This is a genomic window from Geovibrio sp. ADMFC3 (genome assembly GCF_054687035.1).
Genome location: NZ_BAAFZG010000002.1, coordinates 2,433,859 through 2,459,281, shown reverse-complemented (window position 1 = coordinate 2,459,281; position 25,423 = coordinate 2,433,859). Strand labels below are relative to the sequence as shown.

Genomic DNA, 25,423 nt, shown 5'->3' with positions numbered 1-25,423 from the left:
CTTTATTCAAGCCGGCGTCTGAACAGGGCTCCGGCTGAAATAAGGTTCACTGCGGCTATCACAACAAGAGGTATAGTGTTCGATAAAATATTCGCCGGACTCATGTCCTTAAGATAAATTCCTTTGAGAATTATCATAAAATGCTTAACAGGGTTGACCTGCATGCACCCCTGAAGCCACTGGGGCATATTCTCAAAGGGAGCTGCAAAGCCGGAAAGCGCAATAGCCGGAACCATGAATACGAATGCTCCGAGAATCGCCTGCTGCTGGGTTTTCGCAAGGGATGAGATAAAAAGACCTATTCCAGTGACAGAAAGAGCAAACATGAAGAGAGCTGCATAGAGCATAACAAGCGAGCCCCTGAAGGGTATGCCGAATACAAAATAGGAAAAAAACAGAATCACACTTCCCTGCGCCATACCCACTGCCATGGGTGGTACTGTTTTTCCGACGAGAATCTCCCACGGCATCAAAGGAGAAACAAGAAGCTGATCAAATGTGCCCTGCTCCCTTTCTCTTGCTACAGACAAAGAAGTAAGGATAAGAGTGCCCACCATTGTGAGAATACCCATGAGAGAAGGCACGTTAAACCACATATAGATTAAGTTTTCATTATAAAAATTTCTCCCGCTTACAACAGCAAGAAGCACAGCTCCCCCTGCTTTTGAGGTAATCTCCTCTGAGTATGTATTCACCACGGTTGTGATGTATCCCATTACAATCTGCGAGGCATTGGACTTTCTGCCGTCCAGAAGAACCTGAATTTTTCCTTGTTTTCCTGACTCAATATCCCTTGAAAAATCCTGCGGTATGCTTATTACAGCTATAATCTTCTGTTCGTTTACCGCTCTTTTCGCTTCTGCGGGATTATTGAAAAAAATAGTCCTGCTGAACGTTTCTGAACCTGCAAAACGCTGAACAAGTTCATAACCATGCTTCCCTCTGTCAAGGCTGTACACTCCCAGAGCTACATTTTTTACCTCAAGCGTTGCCGCAAAAGAGAACAGAAAGAGCTGAACAGTAAGAGGCGCAATGAGAATTATGCGGCTTTTCGGGTCACGCCATATCGCATGTATTTCTTTTATCATCAGTGCTTTTATCCGCAACAGCCTCTTCATATCTTCAAATCCTTCTCAATCCAGAGTCTTTTTTGTTTTAATTCTGATTATGATGAAAAAAACCGCAGCAATCAAACCGATGGCGGCTGTATTTGTAATAAGCAGCCCCCATACATTTCCGGCGAGGAAAAGAGTTTGCAGGTCAGCCACGAAGTATCTTGCAGCAAAAACATACGTCAGCCCTCTGATCAAAGGCGGCATGGAGCTTATCTCAAATATGAAACCAGAGAGCATAAAAGCAGGAAGAAATGCAGTAATAAGAGCTATCTGAGCTGCAACAAACTGATTCCTCGCCAGTGTGGATATGAGAAGCCCCTGCCCAAGTGAAGCAATAAGAAAAACTGCTGATACTACAGCAAGAATAACAAACGAACCCCTGAAAGGAACATCATAAAAATATACTGATACAGCCACACACATAGTCATAGATCCCATTCCCAGAAGAAAATAAGGCATCAGTTTGCCAAGTATTATCTCTGTAACTGTAACCGGTTTTGCCATCATGGCTTCCATAGTTCCACGCTCCCATTCCCTTGCCACAACAAGCGAGGTCAGCATTGTGCCTATAAGGGTCATGATGATGGCAATTGAGCCGGGAAGCAGAAAATAGCGGCTTTTAAGCTCCGGATTAAACAAAAAACGGGGCTCGGTTTCTATGGGCATCTTTATTTCAATACCTTTTTCAACGGCATACTGAGACAACCACGCCCGCCATATCCCCATCGAATAGTTATAAACAAACGAAGCGGTATTAGGCTCGCTGCCGTCCGTTATAACCTGAATAACTGCACTGTCAGACTCAAAAGCCGCTCTGGTGCTGAATCCCACAGGGATAACAACAATGCCTCTGATGTGCCCTGCGTCCATTTCGGGTATAAGTTCACGTCTGTCTGCCGCTGTTCGTACATTGAGAAATTCAGAGTTTATAAAGGCTGCGGCAAGGCGGTCTCCGTCAGCTCCTCTTTCCTCAAGGGCAAGACCAATGTTTATTTTTGCTGCATCCAGATTGATTCCGTAACCGAAGACAAACAGCAGTATTACAGGAAGAACAAAGGCAATAAGGATAGAGCTTGGGTCTCTCACCACCTGACGGCTCTCTTTCTTCACAAGGGCTGTTATTCTGCGGAAGTTCACTGTGTCCTCCCTGCTTCAGAGCGGTTTATCAGTTCAATAAACGCATCTTCAAGGGAAGGCGAAGGCAGCGATTCTGTCACTGCGGAAGCTTTAAGCTGATCCGGAGTACCGGAGGCGATGTTTTCACCCCTGTAAATCAGTCCTATTCTGTCGCAGTATTCCGCCTCATCCATAAAATGGGTTGTAACCATAACGGTAACGCCTTTTTTCACCATACTGTTAATATGGTTCCAGAATTCCCGCCGTGTAACCGGGTCTACCCCCGAGGTCGGCTCATCCAGAAACAGCACATCGGGTGAGTGCATAACTGAACAGGCAAGGGCAAGCCTCTGCTTGAAACCCAGCGGAAGAGTGTCGGCATTTGTGTCAATATAACTGCCCAGGTCGAACACATTTGTCATTTCATCCGCTGCTCTTCCCGCTTCCGCCTTGTTCAAACAGTAAACCTCTGCGAAAAAGCTCAGGTTCTGGCGGACACTTAAATTACCGTAAAGGGAGAATTTCTGCGCCATATAGCCTATTTTAGATCTTGCTTCCGACCCGGCTGTTTTAAGATCAAGACCCATAATCTCTGCACTGCCCGAAGTGGGCTGAAGAAGACCGCACATCATTTTGAAAGTTGTGGATTTCCCCGCTCCGTTAGGCCCCAGCAGACCAAAAATCTCCCCTCGTTTTATACTGAAGCTGTTGTCCTTGACAGCCGTAAAATCTCCGAACTGCTTGGTAAGCCCTTTTGCCTCTATAACAGAGCCATCACTATCCGGTTTTTCATTTATTATGTCCGCTAACGGAGAGTGCCCGCCCGGACCGCCTCCGAGCTTGTCTATAAAACCGTCCTCAAAACACGGAGAAACAGGTTCCGCACGCAGACAGTCAGCCATGTCAGGCATATGCGCACCTTTACGGAGGGCTATCCTTATTCCGCTTCCCTGAATTATACCGTCTGATACTTCTGCCCTGTTAAGGAGATCCGTAAGCACTGAACGTTTATCCCCGGCATCAGCACCGTACAGAACAAACACACGGTTTTTCATTTCAGTCAGCAACTCCGCAGGCTTTCCTTCAAAAAGAGTTTTCCCTTCATTCAGAAGGATTACCCTGTCACACTTTTCCGCTTCATCCAGATAAGAGGTTGACCAGACAACCCCCATGCCTCCATCCAGAAGTTCCTGCACCATTTTCCATAGCTCCCTTCGGGAAATAGGATCAACACCGACACTGGGTTCATCCAGAAGAAGAAGACGTGGCTCGCCCAACAGTGCGCAGGCAAGCCCAAGCTTTTGCTTCATCCCGCCGGATAATCTGCCGGCAAGTCTTGATGTAAACTCGCTGAGGGAGGTAAATTCCAACAGTCTCCGGAAACTGCCGATGCGTTTTTCTTTTGTAAGTCCGCATAAATCAGCGTACAGATTAAGGTTCTCCTGCACGGTAAGATCTTCATAAAGACCAAATTTCTGGGGCATGTATCCGACATGTTCTCTTATGGCAGGTGCGCTTGACACAGTGTCCATGCCCAATACGGAGACTGCGCCGGAATCGGAATGCAGAAGCCCCACCAAATGACGCATAAGAGTTGTTTTGCCTGCACCGTCAGGACCGACAAGTCCCGTTATCTGCCCGCTGCTGATTTTGAGCGAAATATTATCAAGAGCAGGCGGGGAATCAGGCGAAAAGCGTTTAGTGAGGTTTGTAACCTCCGCCAGTGGAGTCAGCATTCTTTTACTCAGACAGCTTAACAGTAACAGGCATACCCTGGCGGAGAAACTTATCCGGATTATCCACAATTATACGCAGCCTGTAGACCAGATCAGTGCGCAGTGCCGTAGTCTCAACATTTTTTGGAGTAAACTCCGCCTGAGGAGAAATAAAACCCACCTGCCCGACATATGGTTTACCGGGGTTTGTATCGGTGTATATTTCAGCCTTCTGACCGGGATAAATGCGCCCGAGATCAGGTTCAGCAGCGTATGTGCGTATCCAGACAGGGCTGTCCAGAGCTATGGTGTAGACTGCTGCTCCTGAAGCAATAATCGAACCCTTCTCACGCACTCTGGTAAGTATAACCCCATCGGAAGGAGAGATTATTTCAGTATCCGCCAGAGAAGTCTTTGCAGATTCAACAAATGCGGCAGCAGCTTTATATTCCGCTCCGGCAGCCCTTATATCCTCATCTCTGTAGCCTGCGAGGGCAAGTTCAAGTGATTTGCGTGCCATTTTCAGCCTTGCTCTTGCCTCGTCCCTTGCGGCGAGAGCCTCATCGTGCGCCTGAGCTGACACAGCATTCAGCTTAAAAAGCTCCGCCTGTCTTTTATATGTGCGTTCCAGATTAATAAGAGTCGCTTCACGCTCGTGAACCTGCGCCCTTGCTTCCTCTATTTCCTGCGGGCGCAAGCCGCTTAACATTTTTGAAAAAACCGATTCAGCAGATTCAAGACGGGCTTCAGCCACGGCAAGCTGATCTTCATAAGGCTTTTTATCCAAAACAGCCAGAAGGTCGCCCTCCTTCACCCGGTCGCCTTCCTCAAACATTAACTTTTCAAGACGCCCTGAAACACGAAAACCAAGGGTGACATCACGTATATCCACGTTTCCGTACATTGTCAGCGCATTTTCACTGCCGTTCTTTTTTGAACTGTACAGAAAAAAAGCGGAGCAGACTGCTGTGATAAACAATATTAATATGATAACTTTCTTTTTCATTTTGCTGCTCCATCTGCTTCTGCATTAAAAGATGATACTGCCATGGCAGGAAGAAGCACATCCAGTATACGGAAATGCTCCTTAGTGTATTCAGCAGTGCCGAGTCTGCGAAATACTGTTTCTTTTGCTGAAAGAAAGCCGAGAACACTTCCAATAACAGCATGGGCACGAAGACATGCCTCATCACTGTCAGGTTCTATGCAGGCTCCTGCGGCGATAATACGGCTAAGAAGTCCGTGTGCCTTAGCCATTACAGAGTCATACAATATATCAAAAGCAGGCGTCGGGATTGCCTGTTCACGCATAACAATCAACGACCACTTCCTTGCTTCACGGGATTTAATCATCATGTTTAAAAGACCCCTCACAGCTTTTCCAATGCACACAGCAGCAGTCTCTCTGCTTTTGCCGCCTTTTTCAAATTCCACTTTTATTTCTTCTGCCAAAGGATTTATATGCGAACCGATCCTCTCTGCTATATGCTCAATCACAGCACGATACAGCCCCTCTTTCCCGCCGAAATAATATTGAATAGCGGAAATGTTAACTCCGGCTTTCTGAACTATCATTCTTGTTCCGGTTGCTGTGAATCCATGCTCTCCGAAAAGCTCCATTCCTGCATCTATAAGGTTCTGCTTTGTTTTGTCCCCTTTGGTTTTATCAGATATTTTGTTCATAGGTATCTTCTCCGGATGTTTATATTCCAATAATAAATCAATCGATTGATTTATTCAAGCCGATCAATATTTTTCTTGCATTTTATTTTGTTACGATTTAAATAACAATTATGACATCACGAAATACTCAGTTTTCAATAGCCATTCATGTTATGACAGGGCTTGGTTTCCACGCAGGTGAATATATGTGTTCATGCGACCTTGCCGAAAGTGTTAATGCCTGCCCCAGCTTCGTCAGACGCATAATATCAAAATTGTCAAAGGCAGGGCTTGTGCATACCGAAAGGGGCAAAAACGGTTCATGCTCCCTTGCTAAAGATCCTGAATCAATAACCCTTCTTGACATATACAAAGCAGTGGAAGCGCCGAGGACCTTTGCCCTTCACACTTATCCGGTTCAGGAATCATGCTCTGTAAGCTGTAAGATGAAGCCCGCTCTTGAAGATATTCTCAGCAATGCACAGGAATCTTTTGAGTCTAAGTTAAAAGAAACCAGCCTTGCTGACCTCGTAAACAAAGTAACCTGATTTTTTTTTGCATATAATTGTTACTATAAAAGGCACAAATAGAAGGAGGAACAAATGAAAGTTATAGCATTCAACGGAAGTCCCAGAAAAAAGTTCAACACTTCTCTTCTGCTTCAGAAAAGCTTGGAAGGCGCACAGTCTGTAGGGGCAGATACGGAGCTGGTTCATCTTTACGACATCGATTTCAAAGGCTGTACAAGCTGTTTTGCCTGCAAGGTGAGTAACAGCAAAACCTACGGTAAATGCACATACAAAGACGGCATACTCCCCTTTCTGGAAAAAGCATCAGAAGCAGATGCAATTATAATCGGCGCTCCTATCTATCTGGGCAGAATCAGCGCAGAAACTGCAGCATTTATGGAGCGTCTTATTTTCCCGTTTGTATCCTATCCTGACTACAGCAGTCTGGCTCCAAAGAAATCTTCGACTGCAATGATTTATACTATGAACGTAACCGAACAGGAAAAAAATGAGTACGAATATGACACCCATTTCCGAACAAACGAGAATTTCATGAAAAGAACTTTCGGCTCATGCGAAACAATGTGCAGTTTTAATACTTTACAGGGCACGGAAAATGATTATAAAAGATTCGGACTCCGGGGAACAATAGAAGAAAAAATGCAATACCGCAGAGAACATTTTGAGAACGACCTGAAGAATGCGTTTGAAACTGGCAGAAGGCTCGCTGTGAAAGCCTGAAAAGAATCAGGCATCGGGCACAATAAAATGTCCGATGCCTTTTAACTACACTGTTGCTTTATCATAAAGTGGGTAAAGCTGTATTTCTTCTCTGTTTATGCGGAGCCTGAGAGTCGTAATAATTCTGCCCAATTCTTTGGCGTACTCCATATTAAGCTCCGCTTTCTCTATACGGTTCATGAAGTCAAGTATTTCAGATGTAAGCTTTTTCATCTCACCTGCAAACTGCTCGCTGATGCTTTTGGCAGCCGGGTTATTTTTTAAGGAAGGATAAAGCCTTGTGTCCTCCTTCTGCAAGTGTGCAGAAAGCAGCCTTTTCCCTTCAAGGAGTTTTCTGCGCCCTGCCTCATTGCCAAGTCCTGTTATCTGCACTTCCTGAAGAAGTTTGAGAAGCTGAATGTGATCGTTTTTTAGCTCAGTTATAAATGCGTTCATGATTTTTCCTCCATCTTTTATACTAAAATAGTACAAAATGAATATTTTGTTTTGATCCTGATCAATAATGGCTATATTTCTTTACAGCCTGCCTTTCATAAGGCTATTCTGTGCTGAATAATGCAAAACTGCTATACTGCAACAGGTGATGGATGTCTTACTGCGACGCAATTAAAACCATGAACGAAGAGAGGGCAGCTCTCCACGGCAACTACCACGACAACCACTACGGTTTTCCTCTCCATGATGACAATGAGCTTTTCTGCCGACTCGTACTTGAAATAAATCAGGCGGGTCTAAGCTGGGAGACAATACTTAAAAAAGAGAAGGCGTTCAGGAAAGCCTATGATAATTTTGATATAAAAACGGTTGCTGCCTACACAGAAAAAGACAGGGAAAGACTTCTCTCCGATGCAGGCATAATCCGCAACAAACTGAAAGTCAATGCTGCTGTTGAAAACGCCAGAACTATTCTCAACATACAGAATGAACACGGCTCATTCAAAAACTGGCTGGATAAAAACCACCCTCTCTCAAAAGAGGAATGGACCAAGCTGTTTAAAAAAACATTCAAATTTACCGGCGGTGAGATTGTTAACGAATTCCTCATGAGTACGGGCTATCTCAAGGGAGCGCATGCAGAACATTGCCCGATATATCAGAGAATTTTAAAATCAAAGCCGAAGTGGGCGGAAGAATAGAATCACAGACTTAATTCAACCCAAAAACAAGCGGAACAACAATATATGCTTCCACAGGAGGAGGCGGAAAAGGGGCAGATTTACGAACAGCCTGCATAGCAGATTCATCAAGTGCGTTAAAGCCGCAGGATCGGTTTATGGAGAGGTCATCTATATGCCCGTTTTTCTTTATCAGGAAAGAGACATCCACTCTGCCTTCCCAGCCGTTTCTACGGGCTATCATCGGGTATCTAAGGTTAGAGCGGATAGATGAAAGGATATACCTGAAATGTTCTGTTCTGTAGGTTTCAGTAAGCTCCGCATCGGTCGGCGCTGCTTTTGAGGCTTCTCCGGATTGTGAGTTTGATGACGATTTTACGGAAGCTGTTCCGTGTGTGTGTCCCCCTGATTCAGATGCCTTATGTGCTTCAGCAACAGTATCCGCCGGAGCAGAGGAAACAGGCTCAGACTTTACAAGTTCTTTTATCACAGTCTCTTTTATAGGCTTTGCTTCCGGTTTTGGTTTCACAGTTTCCTTTTTAGCTTTAACCGGCTTTGTTACAGGCTTTTTGTTTTCGGCAGGTTTCGGCTTAACAGATTGAACAGGCTGAACAGGTTGAGCAGGCGAAGCGGGAGGCTCCGGCTTAACAGTCTCAAGAATAGATGTGGACATAATTATATTTTCAGTCTGTTTGTTTTCAGCTCCGGCTTTAAAAAGCTGATTTTGAGACATCAGAATAAAAGCAGCTATAATACAAATATGCAGAACAGCAGATTCCATAATAGAACGAAGCATTTCAGTTCTCAATCTCCGTCTGGAGGTTTATTTTCTCAAAACCCTTTTCGTTCAGAATACTCATAAGCAAAGCAAAAGGCTGAATATGCGATTCTTTGTCAGCACGGACAGTAATAACAGTTTCATTACTCATTGTACTAAGCATACTCTTAAGTTCCTCAGCATTGATCTCTTTCCCATCAAACAGATAGACACCGTCCTTTGTCACATCAACAGCAGGAGTTTCTCTGAAGGCTTCCGCATGGCTGACTTCGGGCAGTTTCACAGGTATAACCCCCGTTTTTATGAAGGTTGCAGTTGCAAGAACTATGGTGAGCAAAACCAGCATGATGTCAATGAAGGGTACAACATTTATAGAGTCAAAGCTTTTCTCCCGCAAGGGATGCCTCCTTCATGAGTATCAGCTCGTTTACTTTTCTGTGCAGAATGTTATACAGCACAATAGCGGGAATAGCCGTCACAAGCCCTGCCGCAGTAGCTTTGAGCGCAAGTGCCAGTCCGGTCATGATAGCTGTTACATCCGCAGAGCCAGTGAGCCCCATAGCGTAAAATGTCTGCATTATGCCGAGAACCGTTCCCAGAAGCCCCACATAAGGCGCATTAGTACCTATGGTCGCAACTATATAAAGTCTTCTGGTCAGCACAGCCTCGTATTCCTGAACTGTTTTGTAGCAATCAGGCTCAACTTTTGCAAAAAAGCGGAAACGTTCTATAGCCACCGCAACAGCAGCAACACTCATTAAACCCAAGACCCCTATAACGCCGTAGTCGATAAGCTGCGTAAGATTATTCATGCTCTGCCTACCTGCTGGAGCGGCTGTCTCCTCATTCTGTGCGGAAGTACGAACTTTGCTGCTTCAAGGATATCCTCATCCGAAACAGCTTTTCTTCCGTTCCATGCAGCTAATGTTTTGGCTGTTTTGAGCATTATTATATCCGCCCTGTGACCATCCACCTCGGCTTCCATGCAGATCACCGCTATACGCATCATAGATGTTCTGTCCGCCTCCACGAGAGGCAGAAGAGCCTTTGCCGCTGTTATCTTATCACGCAGCAGGTCACATTCCGCCTGCCAGTTTTCCATAAACTTCTCCGGATTTTCTTCAAATGCAAGCCTGCGCTCGATCACTTCCACACGTTTTTCGGCATCCTTCATGCCGCTCACTGTCACGCACAGACCAAACCTGTCCAGAAGCTGAGGACGAAGCTCTCCCTCTTCCGGGTTCATTGTTCCCACAAGTGTGAATCTGGCAGGGTGAGAGAAGGAGATACCCTCACGCTCCACAGTGTTCACGCCCATAGCGGCAGAATCAAGAAGAACATCAACTATATGATCCTCCAGAAGGTTCACCTCATCCACATACAGAATTCCTCTGTTTGCCCAGGCAAGAAGTCCCGGTTCAAACCGTCTTTCACCGCCTTTAAGAGCATGCTCCAGGTTCAGAGCGCCCACTACCCTGTCCTCCGTCGCTCCCACAGGCAGCTCCACAACAGGAACACGCCTTCTTACAGAACTCTTATTCTCTGAACATTCCTCACGCCCGCAAATCTGACAGACACGGGCTGAATCCTCCGGGGAAAGATTATACGGACACTCAGGAACAATATCAATTTCAGGCAGTATCTCCGCCAGAGAGCGCACAGCGGTTGATTTGGCAGTTCCTTTTTCTCCACGTATCAGAACCCCTGACACAGATGGATTTATGACATTAAGCACCAGTGCTTTTTTAAGCTCATCCTGACCCACGATGGCAGGAAACGGGTAAATTTTTCTATTCATTTATGCTCCTTTTAACGGCATTCAGCAAAGTGTCTGCCCTTAGTTCGTTTATTTCAAAAAAGTCCGCACCAAGCTGTTCCGCAAGCGCTCCGGCAAGGGCGAAATCCACAAGCCCTTTCTTTTCCGCATCTATCACTATAAAATGAATGCGCTGATCTTTCGCCCAGAGTTCAGCTGCCTGTGCCGCCTCTTTTCTGGGGTTCTGCCCCTCTTCAAAGGGCAAGTTTGCCCGTCCGTCCGTAAGCAGTATGACGATGGGCTTTGCATCAGGGTTATGGCGGAGATATCTGTCCGTAAGCTTTTTCCCCTCGTTCAAAGCAGAAGTAAGAGGGGTTCGCCCTCCATCCGTAGGCGCAAAGTCGAACTCTAAAGTAATCTACTTTAGAGGCGGCTTTGCGGTTTCAATCTATCTAAAATAATATCACTTGCTTCTCGCTCAGAGTCTGCTTTTTAGATTATGGTAATTTCCATAATATTTTCTTAACAATTCTCCTTTATAAACCTGAATATCAAATTTAGGAGGCTTTTTATGAAAAAAGCATTAGTCGTGTTTTGCGTGTTATGTTCCTTTTGCCTGGCTTGCGCCAACGACAAAAAAATGTCTCAGGACAATATGTCTAAAGACAAACCCATGACGGAAGATACCATGAAAAAAGATATGTCTGGGGATAAAGGCATGATGAACGATGATATGTCCATGAATAAGGATAAATCTATGTCCGGCGGCATGGACGATATGTCAAAAGATGGTGACATGATGAAGAAAGATGATATGATGGACAAAGATATGCCGGACGGCAACATGAAAGACAGCATGGACAGCGGCTCAATGAAAAAAGGTATGTAGGCCATCAATGTATCATATCCTGATTGTGGAAGATGAAGTAAAAATTGCGGAAACAGTTATGGAATACCTTAAGCGTGACGGGTATACCGTCACGCATGTTACAACCGTCACAGAAGCGATGGAAAGCGTTTCAGACAGGGTTGACCTTATTATTCTCGACCTGATGCTTCCGGACGGCAACGGAGAGGATTTTTGCGAATATGTTGTGGCAAATTTCTCTGCGCCTGTGATCATGCTGACCTCCAAAAAGACTGAACAATCAAGAATTAACGGATTTTCATGCGGCGCGGATGATTACTTGACGAAACCTTTCAGCCCCCGTGAGCTTGCCGCCCGTGTCAAAGCAGTCTTAAGACGCAGCAAACCTGCTGAAAACACAATCCGGCTCGGCAGTCATATCATTATGAACACCGACAGCCGCACCGTTCAGAAAAACAGCGAGGATATCAAGCTGACTCCCAATGAGTACAGCATTTTACTGTGCCTTGCCAGCAATCCAAAAATAATTGTCAGCAGGGATAAGCTTATTGAGAACATAAAATCCGTTGAGTCATCTGATCGCACGATTGATGTGCATATCAGGCATTTGCGGCAGAAAATCGAAGAGGACCCGAAAAACCCTGAAATTGTGAAAACAGTTCATGGGAGCGGGTATATACTCGGCGTGGAGCGTGAATGAGCAAGGGCAAGCCTTTTATCAAGCTGTTCATGTCTTACTTCATTGTGGTGACGCTGGCAACAGTCATCGTTTTTGTTTTTGCGGGGCTTAAGATAATGGATCGCTTTTTCTCCCACTATGTGGATATGATCCATGCCGAAACTCAACAAATGCTCGCCACCAAAGTCAGCATGCACTATATGATGTATCACACATGGAACGACTACGATGGTACAGAAACGGGGGAATCCGCGAAAATTTCCGGTGATTACTTTACCTTAAAGGATAACGACGGGCATGTCGTCTACACCACCGAGGACAATGTCGAGCGGTGCTGCGCCAATGAAAACCACGTCTATACCAACATGACCCTGCCCGTGACAGTGGACGGCAAAACCGTGGGAACGCTTACCGCAGGCTATTTTACAAACCATATCACCTCGCCGGAAGAAGAAGCCTTTAGAAAGAGCGGCGCATTCTTGATCGTTCTCTCTGTTTTCGCTATCAGTGTGATCGGGGCCTTTATTTCGCTGTTGTTCTTTTACCGTCTGTCTAAGCCGATCAATTCCATAGCAAAAACTGCCGGTGACATCTCAAAAGGGGATCTCACAAGCCGGATCGAAATAAAAAGCACAGTCAGGGAGATGAACCAAATTGCCACATCCATAAACGCCTTGGGGGAATCACTTCTCAATCAGGAGCGTTTTCGCCGAGACCTGACCACAGAGCTTTCCCATGAGCTGCGCACGCCGCTTCAAATCCTTCTCAATCAGGTGGAAGCCATTATTGACGGGATTTATACGGCGGACAGCGAGCGCATGGAGTCCATGCACGCAGAAATTACGCGGCTGGCGCAACTGCTGGACGAGCTTGAAGACCGGCTGATGTATGATAACGAGAATTTTGATATTATGGTAAGCCCTGCCGATATTTCTGAGATAACAAAGAAGCTTTGTATTGGTTATCAGGGGAGTATGGCGAAGAAAGGGCTTCAAATGCACTGTGATATCGAGGACAGCATTACCCTTAAGCTTGATAAGGTCAGATATTCCCAAATGATCATAAATATTCTTTCCAATTCTCTAAAATATACGGCTCGCGGATCGGTTTCCATCTCTCTGAAACGGTCAGGAAGCAAAATAACCCTCACAATAGCCGACACCGGGGAAGGGATCAGTCAGGATGCCATCAACAGTGTATTTGATCGCTTCTATCATTCCGACACCTATAAAACAAGCCGCGGTGTTGGCCTATATCTTGTGAAACTCATTGTGGACAAGCATGGGTGGATGATGAATATAGCAAGCCACGAAGGGATTGGCACAACTTTCGAAATAATTCTGTCTAAATAATTTCTTAACAATTCTATTGTAAAGTAGACTCAGCAAATTATATGTTTTGGAGTGTAAGTATGGAAATAATCACAATAGGCTTTGTTCTTGCTGTTTTCGGAGCGGGTCTTTTATCTTTTTTTTCACCCTGTGTTTTACCTCTGCTGCCTGTCTATATCGGGTATCTCTCCGGTGGGCAGAGTGCAGGTCAGGCTTCGGTGAAAACCAGTTTTATAAAAGCTGCGGCTTTTACAGCAGGTCTTTCTGCCTCGTTCTTCATTCTGGGCGTTGCGGCGGGGGCCTTGGGACATGTTATCAACAGCCATACCTTCTTTATTGTGTGTGCTGTGATCGTTATTCTGTTTGGTATTCATCAGACAGGCCTGATAAAAATACCTTTTCTTTACAGAGAAAAGAAATTATCGGTGCGTTTTAACCCGAATAATGGGCTGATAGGCGCTTTTGCGCTGGGCTTCCTCTTTTCTTTCGGATGGACGCCCTGTGTCGGCCCTGTGTTGGGAGCGGTTCTGGGCCTGTCCTCACAGCAGGGAAACGCTCTGACAGGCGGCGGATTGTTGCTTGTCTATTCATTGGGATTGAGTATACCCTTCTTTATCCTTGCTTTCGGCTCACACAAGCTTATGACAAAGGTGAAAGGAATCTATCCTCATTTCGGCAAAATTCGCATTGCGGGAGGCATTCTGATTATGGCGATGGGCGTGTGGATGTTGTCGAATCAGGTGAACCTCATGAAGGCAGAGCATGTGCAGCCGCAAGCTGTTTCGTATTCAGCTAATCCGGCGTATGAACTTAGTTTAACCAGTCTGCAGGGGGATGAATTGACCCTTGTGGAGCTTCAGGGAAAAACGGTCTACATTAAATTCTGGACAACATGGTGCCCCCTTTGCCTTGCGGGGCTGGAGGATTTTTCAAAGCTGGCGCAGCAATATAATGCCTCCACAGATGTGGCAGTCATCTCGATTGTGACGCCGGGGCTGAACGGCGAGGTCAGCAAGACGGATTTTATCGAATGGGCAAACGCTCAGGAGCTTTCCTTTCCCGTCTATTTTGACGAATCAGGCAGAATAACAAAAGAATTTGGTGTCAGGGCTTACCCGACAGCGGTTTACCTTGATAAAACGGGTAACCCTATTAAAACAACAATCGGTGATGAAATGAACGAGCAGATAAACAAAAATCTTACATCTTATAAAAGGAGTTAAATTATGAAAAAAATTATTATATTGATAATCCTTGCAGGGATTCTTGCCGCCGTGGCCGTTATGGCCGGAGGAGCAGACAAGCGTTCAAATACGGCTGACGGAATGAACGAAAGGTATAAAGCAATGATTGATACAAAAAATTTAAAGGATATCTATTTTGCAGGCGGCTGTTTCTGGGGCGTTGAGGAATATTTTGCGCGTGTTCCCGGTGTTTATGACGTCACCGTCGGTTATGCAAACGGCACAACGGTTAATCCGACTTACAGAGAAGTCTGCTCCGGCAAGACAGGGCATACGGAAACAGTACACATTCAGTATGACCCTAAAATTATCAGCTTAAAAACACTTGCAGAGCAGCTTTTTAAGATAATCAACCCTACCAGCGTCAACCGGCAGGGAAATGATGTCGGCAGTCAGTACCGGACTGGGATGTATTTTGTTGATCCTGTTGATAAACCTGTTTTGGAGGCGGTTATGGCAGAAGTGCAGAAAAAGTATTCCAAGCCGCTGGCAGTTGAGCTGATGCCGCTGCAAAATTACTATCTTGCAGAAGAATACCATCAGGACTATCTGAAAAAGAATCCGAACGGCTACTGCCATATCAGCTTTGACAGCCTGGATGAGGTGCAGGTCGAGCACAAAGGGATTGTGGACCCGCAAAAGTATAAAAAGCCAAGTGATGCGGAATTGAAAAAAATGCTGACCAAAGAAGAATATAATGTCACGCAAAAAGCCGGGACGGAAAGAGCCTTTTCAGGTAAATACTGGGATCACAAAGAGGCGGGGATCTATGTGGATGTTGTCACCGGGGAGCCTCTGTTTTCATCCGCCGATAAGTTTGATTCCGGCTGCGGCTGGCCGAGCTTTACCAAGCCCATTGATCCTGAAACTGTTCTGGAATACGAAGATAAAAGCTTTGGCATGAAGCGTATCGAAGTAAGGAGCCGTGTCGGGAACTCCCATCTGGGACATGTGTTTGATGACGGCCCAAAGGACAGAGGCGGCTTGAGGTATTGTATCAATAGTGTCTCAATCCGTTTTGTTTCCTATGACGATATGGAAGCACAAGGATATGGCGATTTAAAGGGATTTGTTAAATGATCTTAATACTTTCTTAACAACTAAGTGTTAACAAAGATATACTCCTATTCCTCATAGAAACCTGCAATTTGTGGTAGGGTTGCAGGTTTTATAGAACAGGGTGAAAAGACCCTCAACTTTTCAGGTTGGGGGTTTTTTATTCAAACAGCTTGTACGGCTTTACTTTCAAGACTTTTGCCAGTTTCTCGATTGTATCTATTGAAACATTGCGTCCTTGCTCGATTGAACTGATATAAGTTCTTTGAAATCCACGTTTATGAATCATATCCTGCGACAAACCCTGTTCAAGTCTAATCTTTTTGGTATTCTCAGCGAGAATTGTTGTGATTTTCACACGTCTTGTCGGGATAACAGAGCCGCCTAGCAACACACATATGCTTGTATTCAGCGCTTTGGCGATCTTATTCATCATTTCCACTCTTATATTTAGCTCACAGCGCTCAATCTTGCCGGGATAGTTTCGGTGCATCTTTGCTCGTTCGGCTAACGCTTCTTGCGACAAGCTTAATTTGCTTCTGATTGTTCGCATATTCTTTGCATAAATCTCACGTAAGGTTTTATTTGCCATGTGTAACCCCTTTATTTACTAGAAGGATTAACACACCGTACGCCTTAAAAGACAACCGCTATAACAAGTTATACCTATATCAAATTATACATATTTCAGATTACGGTATTAAAAATATTGACACTTGATTAAATCAATTATATAAAGAAAAAATGAATATTCACAAAATGAAAAATGAATTTAAAATAGGTGTAACTTCTTTATTAAAAAGTTTGTAAGTACTGTATTTAAAGAATATCTATGATTTTAAAATTCAAAAAAGCATTAGGAGAATATAATGCAAAGACTTAAAGGGAGAGCTTTCCTTGTTCCGATTGATGAAAATAAGAATAAATATGAAATGCGAATTACTATTGAGGGCTTTCAGAATTATGAATCCGTTAAACGCTTTAAAAGAAGCTCGAAATGCCTTTACTTTTACGATGGTCTACTATTCTTAGTAGCTGGCGGCGTTATAGTAACGCTTACACCGGATGAACAAATGATTAAAAGAGATAGAAAGCCGCTGGAGGCTCGGCGGTTGCTTGTGCTGCAGCACGATCAGGGTAGAAGGGTTGTAGATTAAATGGCAAGGAGGATTGAACAAAGACAGCAACAATAAAAAGACTAAAAATATGGAAAAAATGTGAAGTAAATAACTTTTTGTTTTGGATTGGACTATAGGGGCGAGCCTCCCCCTTGAGTATTATGGATTGCCGCACTATGCAATGCTGTTAAGCGTGCCTGACGCTCTTTGCCTCTGGTGTGGCGGTCTGAACGATGAGAGGATGTATCTATGCTATTTGACTATAATAAGTATTACGACAGATTTATGACCTACAACTCTAAATATAACACACGCATTTTTAAGCGTGTTCCTCGCAAATTCAAGAAATACTTGAAGAATCATTTGTCTTTTGTACCAAAGATAGAGATTCCGGCAAAGATTGCTTTAGTAAGGTTGAAGTACCGCATTGAAAAAAGACGTAGCGGTTACGGCTTTGATGAAGAGTCGTTCTGCCCATATTGCGGGTGCTATGAGACTAAAAACATCTATGCACCCGATTGGGATAACGCTTATTGCGCTTACTGTCTGAGACAGGTTATCCGTGTAGACGGCGGTCATCTTCATGTTCTGTATGATATGGCAAGAGCCAGAATGGGCGAACAGGCGTATAATGCTTTGCCGACCTATGATGAATGGCTGGCAGCAAGGGGTATTCGTCCGCGCAATATAGAAATTGCAGTGTTCAGGTACGAAGGCGATATTTTTAATATGCCGTCAGAACTTCATATTGAAGAAATCCTGGCATCTGATACAGAGTGCTACGGCTGTCCAATATTTACAGGAAAATGTTCGTCTTTTGCCAAGAAACTGGAATTAAAAGATGGCATCTACCAGCGCTGCCAAGAGTGCATTGATAGCGAGAAGAAGCTGTTATATTAATCTAGGGTTATTGTAGTGAAGGTTTGGTTTGGATTTTTTCAAATAGTTTGAAATAGCCATATCTATTATAATATCCTGTTTTTTAATTCGACAAGTAGTACTTTGTATAGACTCGTTTAAGCAATAGGTGTGATCACCTCGCATAAACAAATACATATCTTTAGTCACTTTGGCTGGCCATTTGATAACGCGTCCTAATATTATAGAAAAACTATCAAATGCAGCTAATATTTTGTAAATAAAATATTCCAATGCAGGGATTAATGGAACTAACTCATTAGGTTTGACCTCGTCACTTAGCCATATTGGATATTTATCAAAGGGCTTGAACTGTTTTGACACAAAAAATCCTTTTGTATCTTCTTTGTAAATAACATCAAGCCTGCTTCCATTATGGACTATATTATCGCGCAGGGTTTTTAAGTTATGAAAAAAACTTTTATGTTTGAAATAACATTGCGCTAAATCAAGAGGTAAGCCATATTTTAACATCATTTCTTCTATTGTTTAACATTTCAGCATACTATTAAAAGATTTAGGTATTTCTGATTTCCTTATTGTCGTATCACTTAGGCTGATGTTATGCCATAACTGGGAAATCACATCTTGCATTAAGTCAAAAAGACTACGACACACAATGAAAAAATATTCTAATTCGGTTATAATTACTTGCTGATAGCCTACCAGAGCATCGCTATTTTCAAAAAAGCGTATTTTATAAAGTGATGTACTCAAGTTGTAAATATCATCTGTAAGTCCTTTAAAAGATTTACGAATAAACATGTAGTTTGCATGCTGTGATAAAAAGTCAAGCGTGTAGTAGTAAAAGTCAGTATCAAGTGCAGGTTCTTTAGCAAAATATATTGTTTCTTTTGCATCAATAACATGCATTTTTATAAGACCGCTCGATGTATTAGTGTACATATGCCATTGGTCATCATCATAGAAAACTGTATTGACAAATCTACCTTCAAGCTGGGTTTTATTCAGATAAGGGATATTATCTATCGAGGTTAATCCATACTTCATAAAATAATCGTGACATATTAGTCAATATAAATCAAGATACCAGTTTTTAAAAACCCCGCCGCCCGCCAGTGCAGTCCAAGACGTACACTGACGGAACGGTGGAGTATAAGTGCCGGAACGCCTCCAAATAAATAAGCGTTTCCGCCATCCGGCACTTTGACGTCAATGCCCGCAGCCGCTTAGCGGTCAGCTTGCCCGACGCCTCCTCTGCTTAATCAGAGGTTTTTCATTTACAAATACTTTATACTTCACCAGCTTAGTCTTTAGGCGGAAATCATCCTTACTAAGCTTGACACCATGTTTCTTTGCCGCATTGAGTACCTCTTTCAGCAATAATTTCTTGTGTTCCGTCACTCCCGAGTAGGCCGGAATACCGTTTAACATATTAAATAGATATATTACCTGCATAGTACGCCGGTGTTCCACCAGCTCCAGTAATTCTACTTTCTTATCTCTGTAACAGGCCTTACTTAAGCATACCGAGATCCCGTTGACCGCCTTGCGATGCAGCTTCAACACCAGATTGCCGTCGCCCTCAATGCGTATTTCGAGCGGCACTTCCCTGATGTCGTCAAAGCGTTGTTCCTGCCGTGCTGCATGCCTTTCGTTACCGTCCGTCCGCATGATGATGAGCTGTAGCCCATAGCGAAGGTAAAAATAATTACATTCGCCGTTTTTCTTTGCGCGGTAACGCTTATCCTTTGCTCTATCGGTTGCAAAGCGGGTTTCAATCTTCTTGTCTATCTCCGGGAGCTTGGGCCGCCGGTTCTCGGTTAATGTGTGGTAATGATAGTAATAGTATCCATGCGATACGTTGTGTACTATCTGTTGGATAAAGGCTTGCCAGCATGTGCATAGATAATAGCCATAATTCATAGGTCACCTCGCGAGTGAACGGTAGAATCTACCTTCTGGGTACAAGATCCCCCGCGAAGGGGATCTCAATCTAATTATTAAGTCTCATAGGGTGGAATCTTTCCCGTGTGTAAAGCGCCGGACACCACTCCAGCTACACAACGGCTCTTGACTGCCCTGCCAAGAACCTTGACGGTATTCAATTCCGCTAATCCTCCCTCGCACACTCATTCGAGTGCCGTTCGGGTCTTTCCAAGTTAGATATAGTCGTCGAGATAGCAGTCAGGTTGCTCCGACAATGCTTGCGGTTGCCCACAGCCGAATCTGGAAGCGCTGTCTTACTTTCCAAATGAGGATTTCAGTACACATTGCCTTCAAAGCGGTTTGGCCTCGCCTCTCTGTTATCTCTCACGCGGTCGCATCCTTCCGCAAAAGGACGCTTTGGTCGTAAACCGTGGTCTACGGGCCTCTACTGGTTGAGCTATTTCGGTTATACATTACTGTATATGAACGCTTGCGCGCTACCGTCCCCAGCCGCGCCGAGTGTTATGGCATTACTGCCATCCCACCGGGTGGATTACGCTTTTCTCCAAAATGAAAGGATATCAAGCCTCACCACTTCAAATATATCGTGCTGGCTTTCGCCAACAATTTCCTTGTCGCCCAAAGTCTTTATCCCATTGAGTAGAAGGAGTTCTTACGCTCCAGCCCTCGTTGCCACCGGACGAGCAACTCTCATTGCATCCGGCGACGCCCGTTATGGCTACTGTCGATGAGTGGTGAGTTCATCATTTTGCGCCATAACACCCTGCCACCCTTACGGGCACAGAGCCGGGACTTAATAATTAGATTATGTCCTATCTATGTAATCATGCATTGCATGGTAATAAAGGGTTACATCTATGCATCTGCTGACGGCTCAGCGTCTGCACAGACTTTTAAATAATGAATCCGCTAAAAATACTAGCGGAACAGCCTTTTGCAAAGGCTGTATGAAGTGATTAATTTTTCCGAACCAAATTCGTTATTAATGTTCGCGGTTTATAAATAAACCGCTGATGTACAATGATAAAATGATTTCCGCCGAATAAATCAGCTCGTTAAAATAGTAGTAACTTTCGCCTTACTTGGGATTTCACCACGCTCTACACGTGCCAGGTTCGTCCTTCATCCTTTTCCGGTTACTCGTTCATTAATGATTGCCCACTTTCACACAGTGCTCCAAAAGCAAAATGTAGTGGCTGGATCTTTCCACCTGATGGAAAGAGTTCGCATACGCGAAGAAAACATGAGGTTATTATGAGGGAAATTCGCTGATAATCAATATGGACAGGGTAGAGTTTGATGTAACATTATGGTGATGGTAGATTGTGGGGTTTTAATTTATATCAAGGACGTGTAGTAGCTTTTAAAAATCCTCTATTGTATATTTTTTGATGGCATCTGTACCTTTTGGAGGATATAAAATTCCAAGAATTAGCCAACTCTTGAACCGGTGCATTGTTCCCATGATGAAGTATACATCATTTTTATCACTACAAATCTGGTTAAAAAACTTATCATATACAATATCTGTTGGATTTCTGCCTTTATACCTTAAATAAAGTGCATATAGTTCCCAATCCTTCACAATAATTGTGTGATTTTCCTCATGATCGTCAAAACGGAATTGAAACTTATGAGGTATTTTTTCCAGTGGTAATAGCTTCCGCTCGTTTAATATATTATCTATCGTTAATCGTGAAAGACACGCCTGCTGCCTTGCTGACCACTCGCCATCGTCTTCTGAACAAATCAAATCATGTATTTTGACTGGCTTTATGAGTCCTAGTGTCATATTCTCATTGTCGAGTGCATTTGTAGATTTTCTTATAAATGGTTTAAGGTAATGCAATCTTTCACTCCATTCCTTTACAAATTCACCAGTAGGCTTTATAGAGTCATAATCCACCTTGTAACTTTCCAAACGGTGGTCTGTGTCACTTTTTCTAACCTTAACTCTTACCCATTCATATTTTTTAAATTGCTGCATTTCATTTAGATATCGAAATGGAATAGGATAAACACGGATAAATCTGCCATCTCTAGTGATACCTGCTGTACATACAGTCTCATTATAGCTTGTCGAAGGACTAGGATAGGTTTTTACTGTAAATAGAACTTCTTGCTCTTCCCATTCACTCATAAATTGACAGTTCCCTTATCTGTTAAGAGGTTACTTGCTAATACACTTCTATGGCATTCATTTGCATTATGTTCAAAGCAAAGTAACGCTACATTTCTACTTTCATTAATTATATTTGAAAAATGTTCAATATCGTCGGCTTTATCCTTTAAATAGTCCTCATACATTGTAAAATATCTTTCTAGACCATGTGTATCAAGCAGAGTTCTGATATGTGATGGCACACCAAGCGATCTTGCAGATACATATTTGATTTTCAACTTACTCAAAACGTCTTCAAGTATATTCTTTGAAAAGCCAAATTTACGAGATATAGGATTGCCGCGCACATCCATGATGCTATCGATCTGATTCTTTATTAACAAATTAACAAATGAGTCTATCGAATGCCCTTCATAACCAATAGTGTAAAAATTGTTGTATTGTGTTTCAGGAAATTCATATTGGTTGGATGTTTTTATGCTATTGATGGTATAATAAGGATATTCATTATAAACGCTAAACATTAAGTCATTTGCATTCATTTCAAAATATTTTGACATTTGCCTTTTAATAAAGGAAGTATCACTATTAATTCCCCTTGTTGAATACAAATCATCATCTTTGGAAATATATTCCATATCAATGAGGGTACTCAGATCCTTTTCTAATTGGAAAGAATAAGCCCCATATTTATAGGGAGAAAAATCATAAAATGCCTGATTTGACTTGATAAGCTTTTCTTTTGCATAAAACGCAAGTTTCATTAGTTTAGTCTTACCTACAGGACCACTTGCATGAAGCAACTCTAGTAAGTTTTTTTGTCTATGATAAAGCATTACACACTCCTGAATTTACTTTAGCAATTATTATACCTTTCCCTTACCAAGGGGCTAACGCCGCCCCTTGAACCCCACGACCCACCAAAGAGGAACTTTGGCGGGCTAAAGATTAGCGCTGCTGACGTCTACGAAGTCCCCAGAAATATGCAAAAAGAACATTGCGCTTTCGTAGTTCCTCTGTGAAAGCTTTATTAGATGAGGTATCAAAATCCTCTAGTGCTATAATCTTATCTATTATCTCATCTTTTGAATGCCTGTATGCGATAACATACAGAGGGATAAAGATAAGGCATATTGCCAGAAATACAAATCCAATGTGTATAAAGAAGTTGAGTACCACTCCAACGACAAAAGCCACAATCATATAGTATATCGTTAACTTTGAATACTTATTGACCACCTGAACCAGCTCATCGTGTAATTTTTCTTCCTTTAAGTTTTGGGCTTGCCCTTTGGTTATATCCATACTTAATCACCAATAACTGTTGCCAGCACATCTATAGAGTTCTCTATGCGCTTCTTAATCTCTTTGGCGTCATAGTTTGGGTTGTCTTTTGTAAAATGCTTATAAAAATACATGATAAAGCGGGCTTTCGCAGCGGGCGTCACCACTTTTTTCTTTTCAACAAGGTAGCTTTCAATATTCATGATAATAAGCTCTAATAGCTCATAATCAGATATTCTTACATTTAAAGGTGTTTCAGGATCTACTTCGTTTAAATACCCTTCATTGTACGGTTCACCAGCTCCAGTCAGCAACCATTCTTTGTTAACGCCAAAATTGAGTGATAAGAGGTTTATTATTGACTCTGTGGGTTCATTTTTGCCCTTTTCCACGGCGGAAAGATAGCTTTGGGTTGTTCCAAGCTTAGTGGCAAAAACAGTCTGGTTTGCGCCATTTTTCAGCCGGATCGACTTGATCCGGGAGCCTATCGTTGTTGACATTAGTTACCTCACCATATCTCTTACTATATTAACAGAACAAATGCAAGACTAAATTATATACGAATAGTTCAAATATATTTTAAACTTATCTAAAATATATATTGACTGCTTTAAAAATATATAGTAAATAAGATCCTATTATCGACCCTCAGCTTCGGCTGTCTATGTGCCAACTAATTAAAAAAGGAATAAGATTATGGATCTTGAGAAAAGTATTACTAATGCTGTTTCGGCAGCACTGGCCGACAGGTACATTCACCCGATACCTGTATTTGCGAACAGAGAAGATTGTGCAAAGATATTGGGGATGTCGCCGGTATCTCTTGATAGGCTGCTTGACGAAGGTGTGCTTGAATTCGACAGGCATACAACACAGCACAAAAAGAAAGGGCGCACGATGTATTATATGCCTGAGATCTTAAAAACCTTGCAGCCTTCAAAAGCTACCATCAGGCTTTTTGGCGATCAAAGCAAGCAATGATCGTCTGAGAGGTGAGCATGGAAGAAAAAGCTGTAAGTGACACTGTAATTGTCGAATCAGACCTCAAAACGGAACTGAACAAGGAACAGGCCCACCATATAGCCTTTAATATTGTATTTGACATAATTGATTATATAAAAAATAATCAGGAAGAATACTTGAAATATTTGGATAAGGAAAGCAAATGAATGTCGTAATATACGCCCGTTACAGCTCGCATAGCCAAAGAGAGGAATCAATCGAGGGACAGCTAAAGGTCTGTTATGATTTCGCTCAAAGAAGCGGTTATACTGTGATTGGGGAGTATATTGACCGTGCATTGTCCGGGACGACTGACAACCGTCCTCAATTCCTTAAGATGGTTGCTGATAGTGCAAAAAAGCATTTCAGCTTCGTTCTGGTTTATCAGCTTGACCGTTTTGCCCGCAATCGTTACGACAGCGCCACATACAAGGCCAAATTGAAAAAGAACGGCGTCCGTGTCCTGTCTGCAAGGGAAAACATAACTGATGATGCCAGCGGCATCCTTGTCGAAGGTTTGCTTGAAGCAATGGCAGAATATTACAGTGTGGAATTAAGCCAGAAAATCAAACGGGGCCGGGAAATAAGCGCCAGCAAGTTTCTCAGCCCCGGTGGTATTCCACCGCTTGGCTATAAGGTTGACGAGAACAGAAAATATCTGATCGATCCCGACAAAGCGCCTCTTGTAAAGAAAATCTTTGAAATGTACGCAAACGGCGACAGTATTGCCAAAATTAATGAGTTCATGAACAGCCAGCAGCTCAAAACCTCCAGAGGGGTTAACTTCAACAAAAGCTCCCTCAAGGTGATTCTGCGGAACAAGAAATATATAGGTATTTATACCTTCAAAGGCAAGGAGACACCGAACGCTGTGCCTCGTATCGTTTCTGACGCTTTATTTAACAGCGTTCAAGAGAAGCTCTATATGACAAGCCTTGCGCCCGCAAGGGGACGTAAAGCGGAGTACCTTCTATCCGGCAAGTTATTCTGTGGCTACTGCAAAGACACGATTACAGGAGTTTCCGCCACATCTAAAACTAAATCACTGCATTATTACTATGTCTGCTCCAATACAAAGAAGAAAACCTGTGCCAAAAAGTATGTTAAAAGAGATCTGCTTGAAGATCTGGTTGTAAGCGAATGTCGTAAGCTCTTGACTGACAGGAATATTGATACAATAGCCAATGAGGTTGTCGCTATCTGCGATCAGGAAAGAGAGGCAACAAACCTGGATAGACTGCAAAAACTTCTGACTGATAGCGGCAAACAAAAGCTCAATCTGCTCAATTCCCTGAAATTATGCGAAGTTGACAGCGTCAGGCGGACAATCTTTGATGAACTCGCCCGGATGGAAACAGAAAAGTCTGAAATAGAGGCACAGAT

Annotated in this window: 31 protein-coding genes and 1 pseudogene; 13 read left to right on the top strand and 19 right to left on the bottom strand. The window is 43.2% G+C overall.

The genetic code is table 11. The annotated features are described in order from the left end of the window. Positions 1-2: 2 nt before the first annotated feature. Genes ACYRYY_RS12060 through ACYRYY_RS12040 form a run of 5 tightly spaced genes read right to left on the bottom strand, consistent with a single transcriptional unit; the run spans position 3 to position 5,629 of the window. Positions 3-1,118: an ABC transporter permease gene (locus ACYRYY_RS12060; RefSeq protein WP_460215855.1), complete on the bottom strand. Its 1,116-nt coding sequence runs from the start codon at positions 1,116-1,118 to the stop codon at positions 3-5. 15 nt (positions 1,119-1,133) lie between these two features. Continuing rightward, the gene (locus tag ACYRYY_RS12055; RefSeq protein WP_460215854.1) at positions 1,134-2,252 is read right to left on the bottom strand and encodes an ABC transporter permease; all 1,119 of its coding nucleotides are present in this window, start codon (positions 2,250-2,252) and stop codon (positions 1,134-1,136) included. Beyond that, positions 2,249-3,967: an ATP-binding cassette domain-containing protein gene (locus ACYRYY_RS12050; RefSeq protein ID WP_460215853.1), complete on the bottom strand. Its 1,719-nt coding sequence runs from the start codon at positions 3,965-3,967 to the stop codon at positions 2,249-2,251. The genes ACYRYY_RS12055 and ACYRYY_RS12050 overlap by 4 nt, the downstream gene beginning before the upstream one ends. A 4-nt stretch (positions 3,968-3,971) precedes the next feature. Further along, positions 3,972-4,952, bottom strand: a complete 981-nt coding sequence (gene hlyD, locus ACYRYY_RS12045; protein WP_460215852.1) for a secretion protein HlyD — start codon at positions 4,950-4,952, stop codon at positions 3,972-3,974. Further along, a complete protein-coding gene (locus ACYRYY_RS12040) occupies positions 4,949-5,629 on the bottom strand; it encodes a CerR family C-terminal domain-containing protein (protein ID WP_460215851.1) in 681 nt (226 codons plus the stop codon). Before ACYRYY_RS12040 ends, hlyD begins: the two co-directional genes overlap by 4 nt. A gap of 110 nt (positions 5,630-5,739) precedes the next feature. Between ACYRYY_RS12040 and ACYRYY_RS12035 the strand changes: the two genes are divergently transcribed. Both ACYRYY_RS12035 and ACYRYY_RS12030 read left to right on the top strand, forming a co-directional pair. After that, positions 5,740-6,156, top strand: a complete 417-nt coding sequence (locus tag ACYRYY_RS12035; RefSeq protein WP_460215850.1) for an Rrf2 family transcriptional regulator — start codon at positions 5,740-5,742, stop codon at positions 6,154-6,156. A gap of 54 nt (positions 6,157-6,210) precedes the next feature. Next, positions 6,211-6,858, top strand: a complete 648-nt coding sequence (locus ACYRYY_RS12030) for a flavodoxin family protein (protein WP_460215849.1) — start codon at positions 6,211-6,213, stop codon at positions 6,856-6,858. A gap of 45 nt (positions 6,859-6,903) precedes the next feature. Here ACYRYY_RS12030 and ACYRYY_RS12025 read toward each other — a convergent pair whose 3' ends face one another. Beyond that, positions 6,904-7,293: a hemerythrin domain-containing protein gene (locus tag ACYRYY_RS12025; protein ID WP_460215848.1), complete on the bottom strand. Its 390-nt coding sequence runs from the start codon at positions 7,291-7,293 to the stop codon at positions 6,904-6,906. A gap of 152 nt (positions 7,294-7,445) precedes the next feature. On the opposite strand from ACYRYY_RS12025, the gene ACYRYY_RS12020 reads away from it, so the two are divergent. After that, complete coding sequence (locus ACYRYY_RS12020) at positions 7,446-7,994, top strand: DNA-3-methyladenine glycosylase I (RefSeq protein ID WP_460215847.1); 549 nt, start codon at positions 7,446-7,448, stop codon at positions 7,992-7,994. A 10-nt stretch (positions 7,995-8,004) separates the two neighbouring features. Here ACYRYY_RS12020 and ACYRYY_RS12015 read toward each other — a convergent pair whose 3' ends face one another. The 5 genes from ACYRYY_RS12015 to ACYRYY_RS11995 are packed head-to-tail and all read right to left on the bottom strand — an operon-like array spanning position 8,005 to position 10,865. Beyond that, positions 8,005-8,769 (bottom strand): energy transducer TonB, encoded by a 765-nt coding sequence (locus ACYRYY_RS12015; protein ID WP_460215846.1) that lies wholly within the window; start codon positions 8,767-8,769, stop codon positions 8,005-8,007. Position 8,770: 1 nt separating this feature from the next. Then, positions 8,771-9,148: an ExbD/TolR family protein gene (locus tag ACYRYY_RS12010; RefSeq protein ID WP_460215845.1), complete on the bottom strand. Its 378-nt coding sequence runs from the start codon at positions 9,146-9,148 to the stop codon at positions 8,771-8,773. Beyond that, positions 9,129-9,563, bottom strand: coding sequence for a TonB-system energizer ExbB (exbB, locus tag ACYRYY_RS12005; protein WP_460215844.1), 435 nt, complete (start codon positions 9,561-9,563; stop codon positions 9,129-9,131). Before exbB ends, ACYRYY_RS12010 begins: the two co-directional genes overlap by 20 nt. After that, the gene (locus ACYRYY_RS12000) at positions 9,560-10,549 is read right to left on the bottom strand and encodes an ATP-binding protein (protein WP_460215843.1); all 990 of its coding nucleotides are present in this window, start codon (positions 10,547-10,549) and stop codon (positions 9,560-9,562) included. The genes exbB and ACYRYY_RS12000 overlap by 4 nt, the downstream gene beginning before the upstream one ends. Continuing rightward, positions 10,542-10,865 (bottom strand): vWA domain-containing protein, encoded by a 324-nt coding sequence (locus ACYRYY_RS11995; RefSeq protein WP_460215842.1) that lies wholly within the window; start codon positions 10,863-10,865, stop codon positions 10,542-10,544. The genes ACYRYY_RS12000 and ACYRYY_RS11995 overlap by 8 nt, the downstream gene beginning before the upstream one ends. Before the next feature lie 213 nt (positions 10,866-11,078). Between ACYRYY_RS11995 and ACYRYY_RS11990 the strand changes: the two genes are divergently transcribed. The 5 genes from ACYRYY_RS11990 to msrB are packed head-to-tail and all read left to right on the top strand — an operon-like array spanning position 11,079 to position 15,709. Next, entirely contained in the window at positions 11,079-11,396 is a 318-nt protein-coding gene (locus ACYRYY_RS11990; RefSeq protein WP_460215841.1) for a pentapeptide MXKDX repeat protein, read from the top strand. A gap of 7 nt (positions 11,397-11,403) precedes the next feature. Beyond that, the gene (locus tag ACYRYY_RS11985; RefSeq protein ID WP_460215840.1) at positions 11,404-12,075 is read left to right on the top strand and encodes a response regulator transcription factor; all 672 of its coding nucleotides are present in this window, start codon (positions 11,404-11,406) and stop codon (positions 12,073-12,075) included. Next, on the top strand, positions 12,072-13,406 hold the full coding sequence (locus ACYRYY_RS11980) for an ATP-binding protein (protein WP_460215839.1): 1,335 nt from the start codon (positions 12,072-12,074) through the stop codon (positions 13,404-13,406). The genes ACYRYY_RS11985 and ACYRYY_RS11980 overlap by 4 nt, the downstream gene beginning before the upstream one ends. Positions 13,407-13,465: 59 nt before the next feature. After that, a complete protein-coding gene (locus ACYRYY_RS11975) occupies positions 13,466-14,608 on the top strand; it encodes a cytochrome c biogenesis protein CcdA (RefSeq protein WP_460215838.1) in 1,143 nt (380 codons plus the stop codon). 3 nt (positions 14,609-14,611) lie between these two features. Further along, positions 14,612-15,709 (top strand): peptide-methionine (R)-S-oxide reductase MsrB, encoded by a 1,098-nt coding sequence (gene msrB, locus ACYRYY_RS11970; protein ID WP_460215837.1) that lies wholly within the window; start codon positions 14,612-14,614, stop codon positions 15,707-15,709. 136 nt (positions 15,710-15,845) lie between these two features. Here msrB and ACYRYY_RS11965 read toward each other — a convergent pair whose 3' ends face one another. Then, the gene (locus tag ACYRYY_RS11965; protein ID WP_460215836.1) at positions 15,846-16,277 is read right to left on the bottom strand and encodes a helix-turn-helix domain-containing protein; all 432 of its coding nucleotides are present in this window, start codon (positions 16,275-16,277) and stop codon (positions 15,846-15,848) included. 277 nt (positions 16,278-16,554) lie between these two features. Between ACYRYY_RS11965 and ACYRYY_RS11960 the strand changes: the two genes are divergently transcribed. Beyond that, the gene (locus ACYRYY_RS11960; protein WP_460215835.1) at positions 16,555-16,842 is read left to right on the top strand and encodes a hypothetical protein; all 288 of its coding nucleotides are present in this window, start codon (positions 16,555-16,557) and stop codon (positions 16,840-16,842) included. Between the two features lie 210 nt (positions 16,843-17,052). Continuing rightward, positions 17,053-17,703, top strand: a complete 651-nt coding sequence (locus ACYRYY_RS11955; protein ID WP_460215834.1) for a hypothetical protein — start codon at positions 17,053-17,055, stop codon at positions 17,701-17,703. Here ACYRYY_RS11955 and ACYRYY_RS11950 read toward each other — a convergent pair. The 7 genes from ACYRYY_RS11950 to ACYRYY_RS11920 all read right to left on the bottom strand — a co-directional run bounded on the left by ACYRYY_RS11950 (position 17,695) and on the right by ACYRYY_RS11920 (position 23,538). Next, positions 17,695-18,198, bottom strand: a complete 504-nt coding sequence (locus tag ACYRYY_RS11950) for a hypothetical protein (protein WP_460215833.1) — start codon at positions 18,196-18,198, stop codon at positions 17,695-17,697. The two genes, ACYRYY_RS11955 and ACYRYY_RS11950, sit on opposite strands and share 9 nt — an antisense overlap. 12 nt (positions 18,199-18,210) lie before the next feature. After that, the gene (locus ACYRYY_RS11945; protein WP_460215832.1) at positions 18,211-18,732 is read right to left on the bottom strand and encodes a hypothetical protein; all 522 of its coding nucleotides are present in this window, start codon (positions 18,730-18,732) and stop codon (positions 18,211-18,213) included. 186 nt (positions 18,733-18,918) lie between these two features. Beyond that, positions 18,919-19,608, bottom strand: coding sequence for a hypothetical protein (locus ACYRYY_RS11940; RefSeq protein ID WP_460215831.1), 690 nt, complete (start codon positions 19,606-19,608; stop codon positions 18,919-18,921). Between the two features lie 1,387 nt (positions 19,609-20,995). Beyond that, positions 20,996-21,772, bottom strand: coding sequence for a hypothetical protein (locus ACYRYY_RS11935; RefSeq protein WP_460215830.1), 777 nt, complete (start codon positions 21,770-21,772; stop codon positions 20,996-20,998). Further along, positions 21,769-22,590 (bottom strand): DUF488 domain-containing protein, encoded by an 822-nt coding sequence (locus ACYRYY_RS11930; protein WP_460215829.1) that lies wholly within the window; start codon positions 22,588-22,590, stop codon positions 21,769-21,771. The genes ACYRYY_RS11935 and ACYRYY_RS11930 overlap by 4 nt, the downstream gene beginning before the upstream one ends. Before the next feature lie 112 nt (positions 22,591-22,702). Further along, complete coding sequence (locus ACYRYY_RS11925) at positions 22,703-23,059, bottom strand: hypothetical protein (RefSeq protein WP_460215828.1); 357 nt, start codon at positions 23,057-23,059, stop codon at positions 22,703-22,705. Positions 23,060-23,061: 2 nt separating this feature from the next. Further along, the gene (locus ACYRYY_RS11920; RefSeq protein ID WP_460215827.1) at positions 23,062-23,538 is read right to left on the bottom strand and encodes a helix-turn-helix domain-containing protein; all 477 of its coding nucleotides are present in this window, start codon (positions 23,536-23,538) and stop codon (positions 23,062-23,064) included. Positions 23,539-23,734: 196 nt separating this feature from the next. Here ACYRYY_RS11920 and ACYRYY_RS11915 point away from each other — a divergent pair, with 196 nt between their 5' ends. From ACYRYY_RS11915 to ACYRYY_RS11905, 3 genes and pseudogenes are all read left to right on the top strand, one after another. After that, positions 23,735-24,019 (top strand): hypothetical protein, encoded by a 285-nt coding sequence (locus tag ACYRYY_RS11915; RefSeq protein WP_460215826.1) that lies wholly within the window; start codon positions 23,735-23,737, stop codon positions 24,017-24,019. Positions 24,020-24,036: 17 nt separating this feature from the next. Then, positions 24,037-24,207 (top strand): hypothetical protein, encoded by a 171-nt coding sequence (locus ACYRYY_RS11910; protein ID WP_460215825.1) that lies wholly within the window; start codon positions 24,037-24,039, stop codon positions 24,205-24,207. Beyond that, a pseudogene (locus tag ACYRYY_RS11905) lies at positions 24,204-25,175 on the top strand (recombinase family protein); the annotation flags it as partial. The gene ACYRYY_RS11910 and the pseudogene ACYRYY_RS11905, both read left to right, overlap by 4 nt. Between the last annotated feature and the right edge of the window lie 248 nt (positions 25,176-25,423).

Coding starts and splice junctions, on each gene's coding strand:
- ACYRYY_RS11940 (WP_460215831.1), bottom strand. CDS start 19,608: ATGAATTATGGCTATTATCTATGCACATGCTGGCAAGCCTTTATCCAA.
- ACYRYY_RS11985 (WP_460215840.1), top strand. CDS start 11,404: ATGTATCATATCCTGATTGTGGAAGATGAAGTAAAAATTGCGGAAACA.
- exbB (WP_460215844.1), bottom strand. CDS start 9,563: ATGAATAATCTTACGCAGCTTATCGACTACGGCGTTATAGGGGTCTTG.
- ACYRYY_RS11960 (WP_460215835.1), top strand. CDS start 16,555: ATGCAAAGACTTAAAGGGAGAGCTTTCCTTGTTCCGATTGATGAAAAT.
- ACYRYY_RS11920 (WP_460215827.1), bottom strand. CDS start 23,538: ATGTCAACAACGATAGGCTCCCGGATCAAGTCGATCCGGCTGAAAAAT.
- ACYRYY_RS11990 (WP_460215841.1), top strand. CDS start 11,079: ATGAAAAAAGCATTAGTCGTGTTTTGCGTGTTATGTTCCTTTTGCCTG.
- ACYRYY_RS12000 (WP_460215843.1), bottom strand. CDS start 10,549: ATGAATAGAAAAATTTACCCGTTTCCTGCCATCGTGGGTCAGGATGAG.
- ACYRYY_RS12015 (WP_460215846.1), bottom strand. CDS start 8,769: ATGCTTCGTTCTATTATGGAATCTGCTGTTCTGCATATTTGTATTATA.
- ACYRYY_RS11965 (WP_460215836.1), bottom strand. CDS start 16,277: ATGGCAAATAAAACCTTACGTGAGATTTATGCAAAGAATATGCGAACA.
- ACYRYY_RS12020 (WP_460215847.1), top strand. CDS start 7,446: ATGTCTTACTGCGACGCAATTAAAACCATGAACGAAGAGAGGGCAGCT.
- msrB (WP_460215837.1), top strand. CDS start 14,612: ATGAAAAAAATTATTATATTGATAATCCTTGCAGGGATTCTTGCCGCC.
- ACYRYY_RS12025 (WP_460215848.1), bottom strand. CDS start 7,293: ATGAACGCATTTATAACTGAGCTAAAAAACGATCACATTCAGCTTCTC.
- ACYRYY_RS11930 (WP_460215829.1), bottom strand. CDS start 22,590: ATGCTTTATCATAGACAAAAAAACTTACTAGAGTTGCTTCATGCAAGT.
- ACYRYY_RS11925 (WP_460215828.1), bottom strand. CDS start 23,059: ATGGATATAACCAAAGGGCAAGCCCAAAACTTAAAGGAAGAAAAATTA.
- ACYRYY_RS12050 (WP_460215853.1), bottom strand. CDS start 3,967: ATGCTGACTCCACTGGCGGAGGTTACAAACCTCACTAAACGCTTTTCG.
- ACYRYY_RS12035 (WP_460215850.1), top strand. CDS start 5,740: ATGACATCACGAAATACTCAGTTTTCAATAGCCATTCATGTTATGACA.
- ACYRYY_RS12030 (WP_460215849.1), top strand. CDS start 6,211: ATGAAAGTTATAGCATTCAACGGAAGTCCCAGAAAAAAGTTCAACACT.
- ACYRYY_RS11975 (WP_460215838.1), top strand. CDS start 13,466: ATGGAAATAATCACAATAGGCTTTGTTCTTGCTGTTTTCGGAGCGGGT.
- ACYRYY_RS11915 (WP_460215826.1), top strand. CDS start 23,735: ATGGATCTTGAGAAAAGTATTACTAATGCTGTTTCGGCAGCACTGGCC.
- hlyD (WP_460215852.1), bottom strand. CDS start 4,952: ATGAAAAAGAAAGTTATCATATTAATATTGTTTATCACAGCAGTCTGC.
- ACYRYY_RS11980 (WP_460215839.1), top strand. CDS start 12,072: ATGAGCAAGGGCAAGCCTTTTATCAAGCTGTTCATGTCTTACTTCATT.
- ACYRYY_RS12060 (WP_460215855.1), bottom strand. CDS start 1,118: ATGAAGAGGCTGTTGCGGATAAAAGCACTGATGATAAAAGAAATACAT.
- ACYRYY_RS11935 (WP_460215830.1), bottom strand. CDS start 21,772: ATGAGTGAATGGGAAGAGCAAGAAGTTCTATTTACAGTAAAAACCTAT.
- ACYRYY_RS12040 (WP_460215851.1), bottom strand. CDS start 5,629: ATGAACAAAATATCTGATAAAACCAAAGGGGACAAAACAAAGCAGAAC.
- ACYRYY_RS11910 (WP_460215825.1), top strand. CDS start 24,037: ATGGAAGAAAAAGCTGTAAGTGACACTGTAATTGTCGAATCAGACCTC.
- ACYRYY_RS11950 (WP_460215833.1), bottom strand. CDS start 18,198: ATGATGTTAAAATATGGCTTACCTCTTGATTTAGCGCAATGTTATTTC.
- ACYRYY_RS11955 (WP_460215834.1), top strand. CDS start 17,053: ATGCTATTTGACTATAATAAGTATTACGACAGATTTATGACCTACAAC.
- ACYRYY_RS11945 (WP_460215832.1), bottom strand. CDS start 18,732: ATGAAGTATGGATTAACCTCGATAGATAATATCCCTTATCTGAATAAA.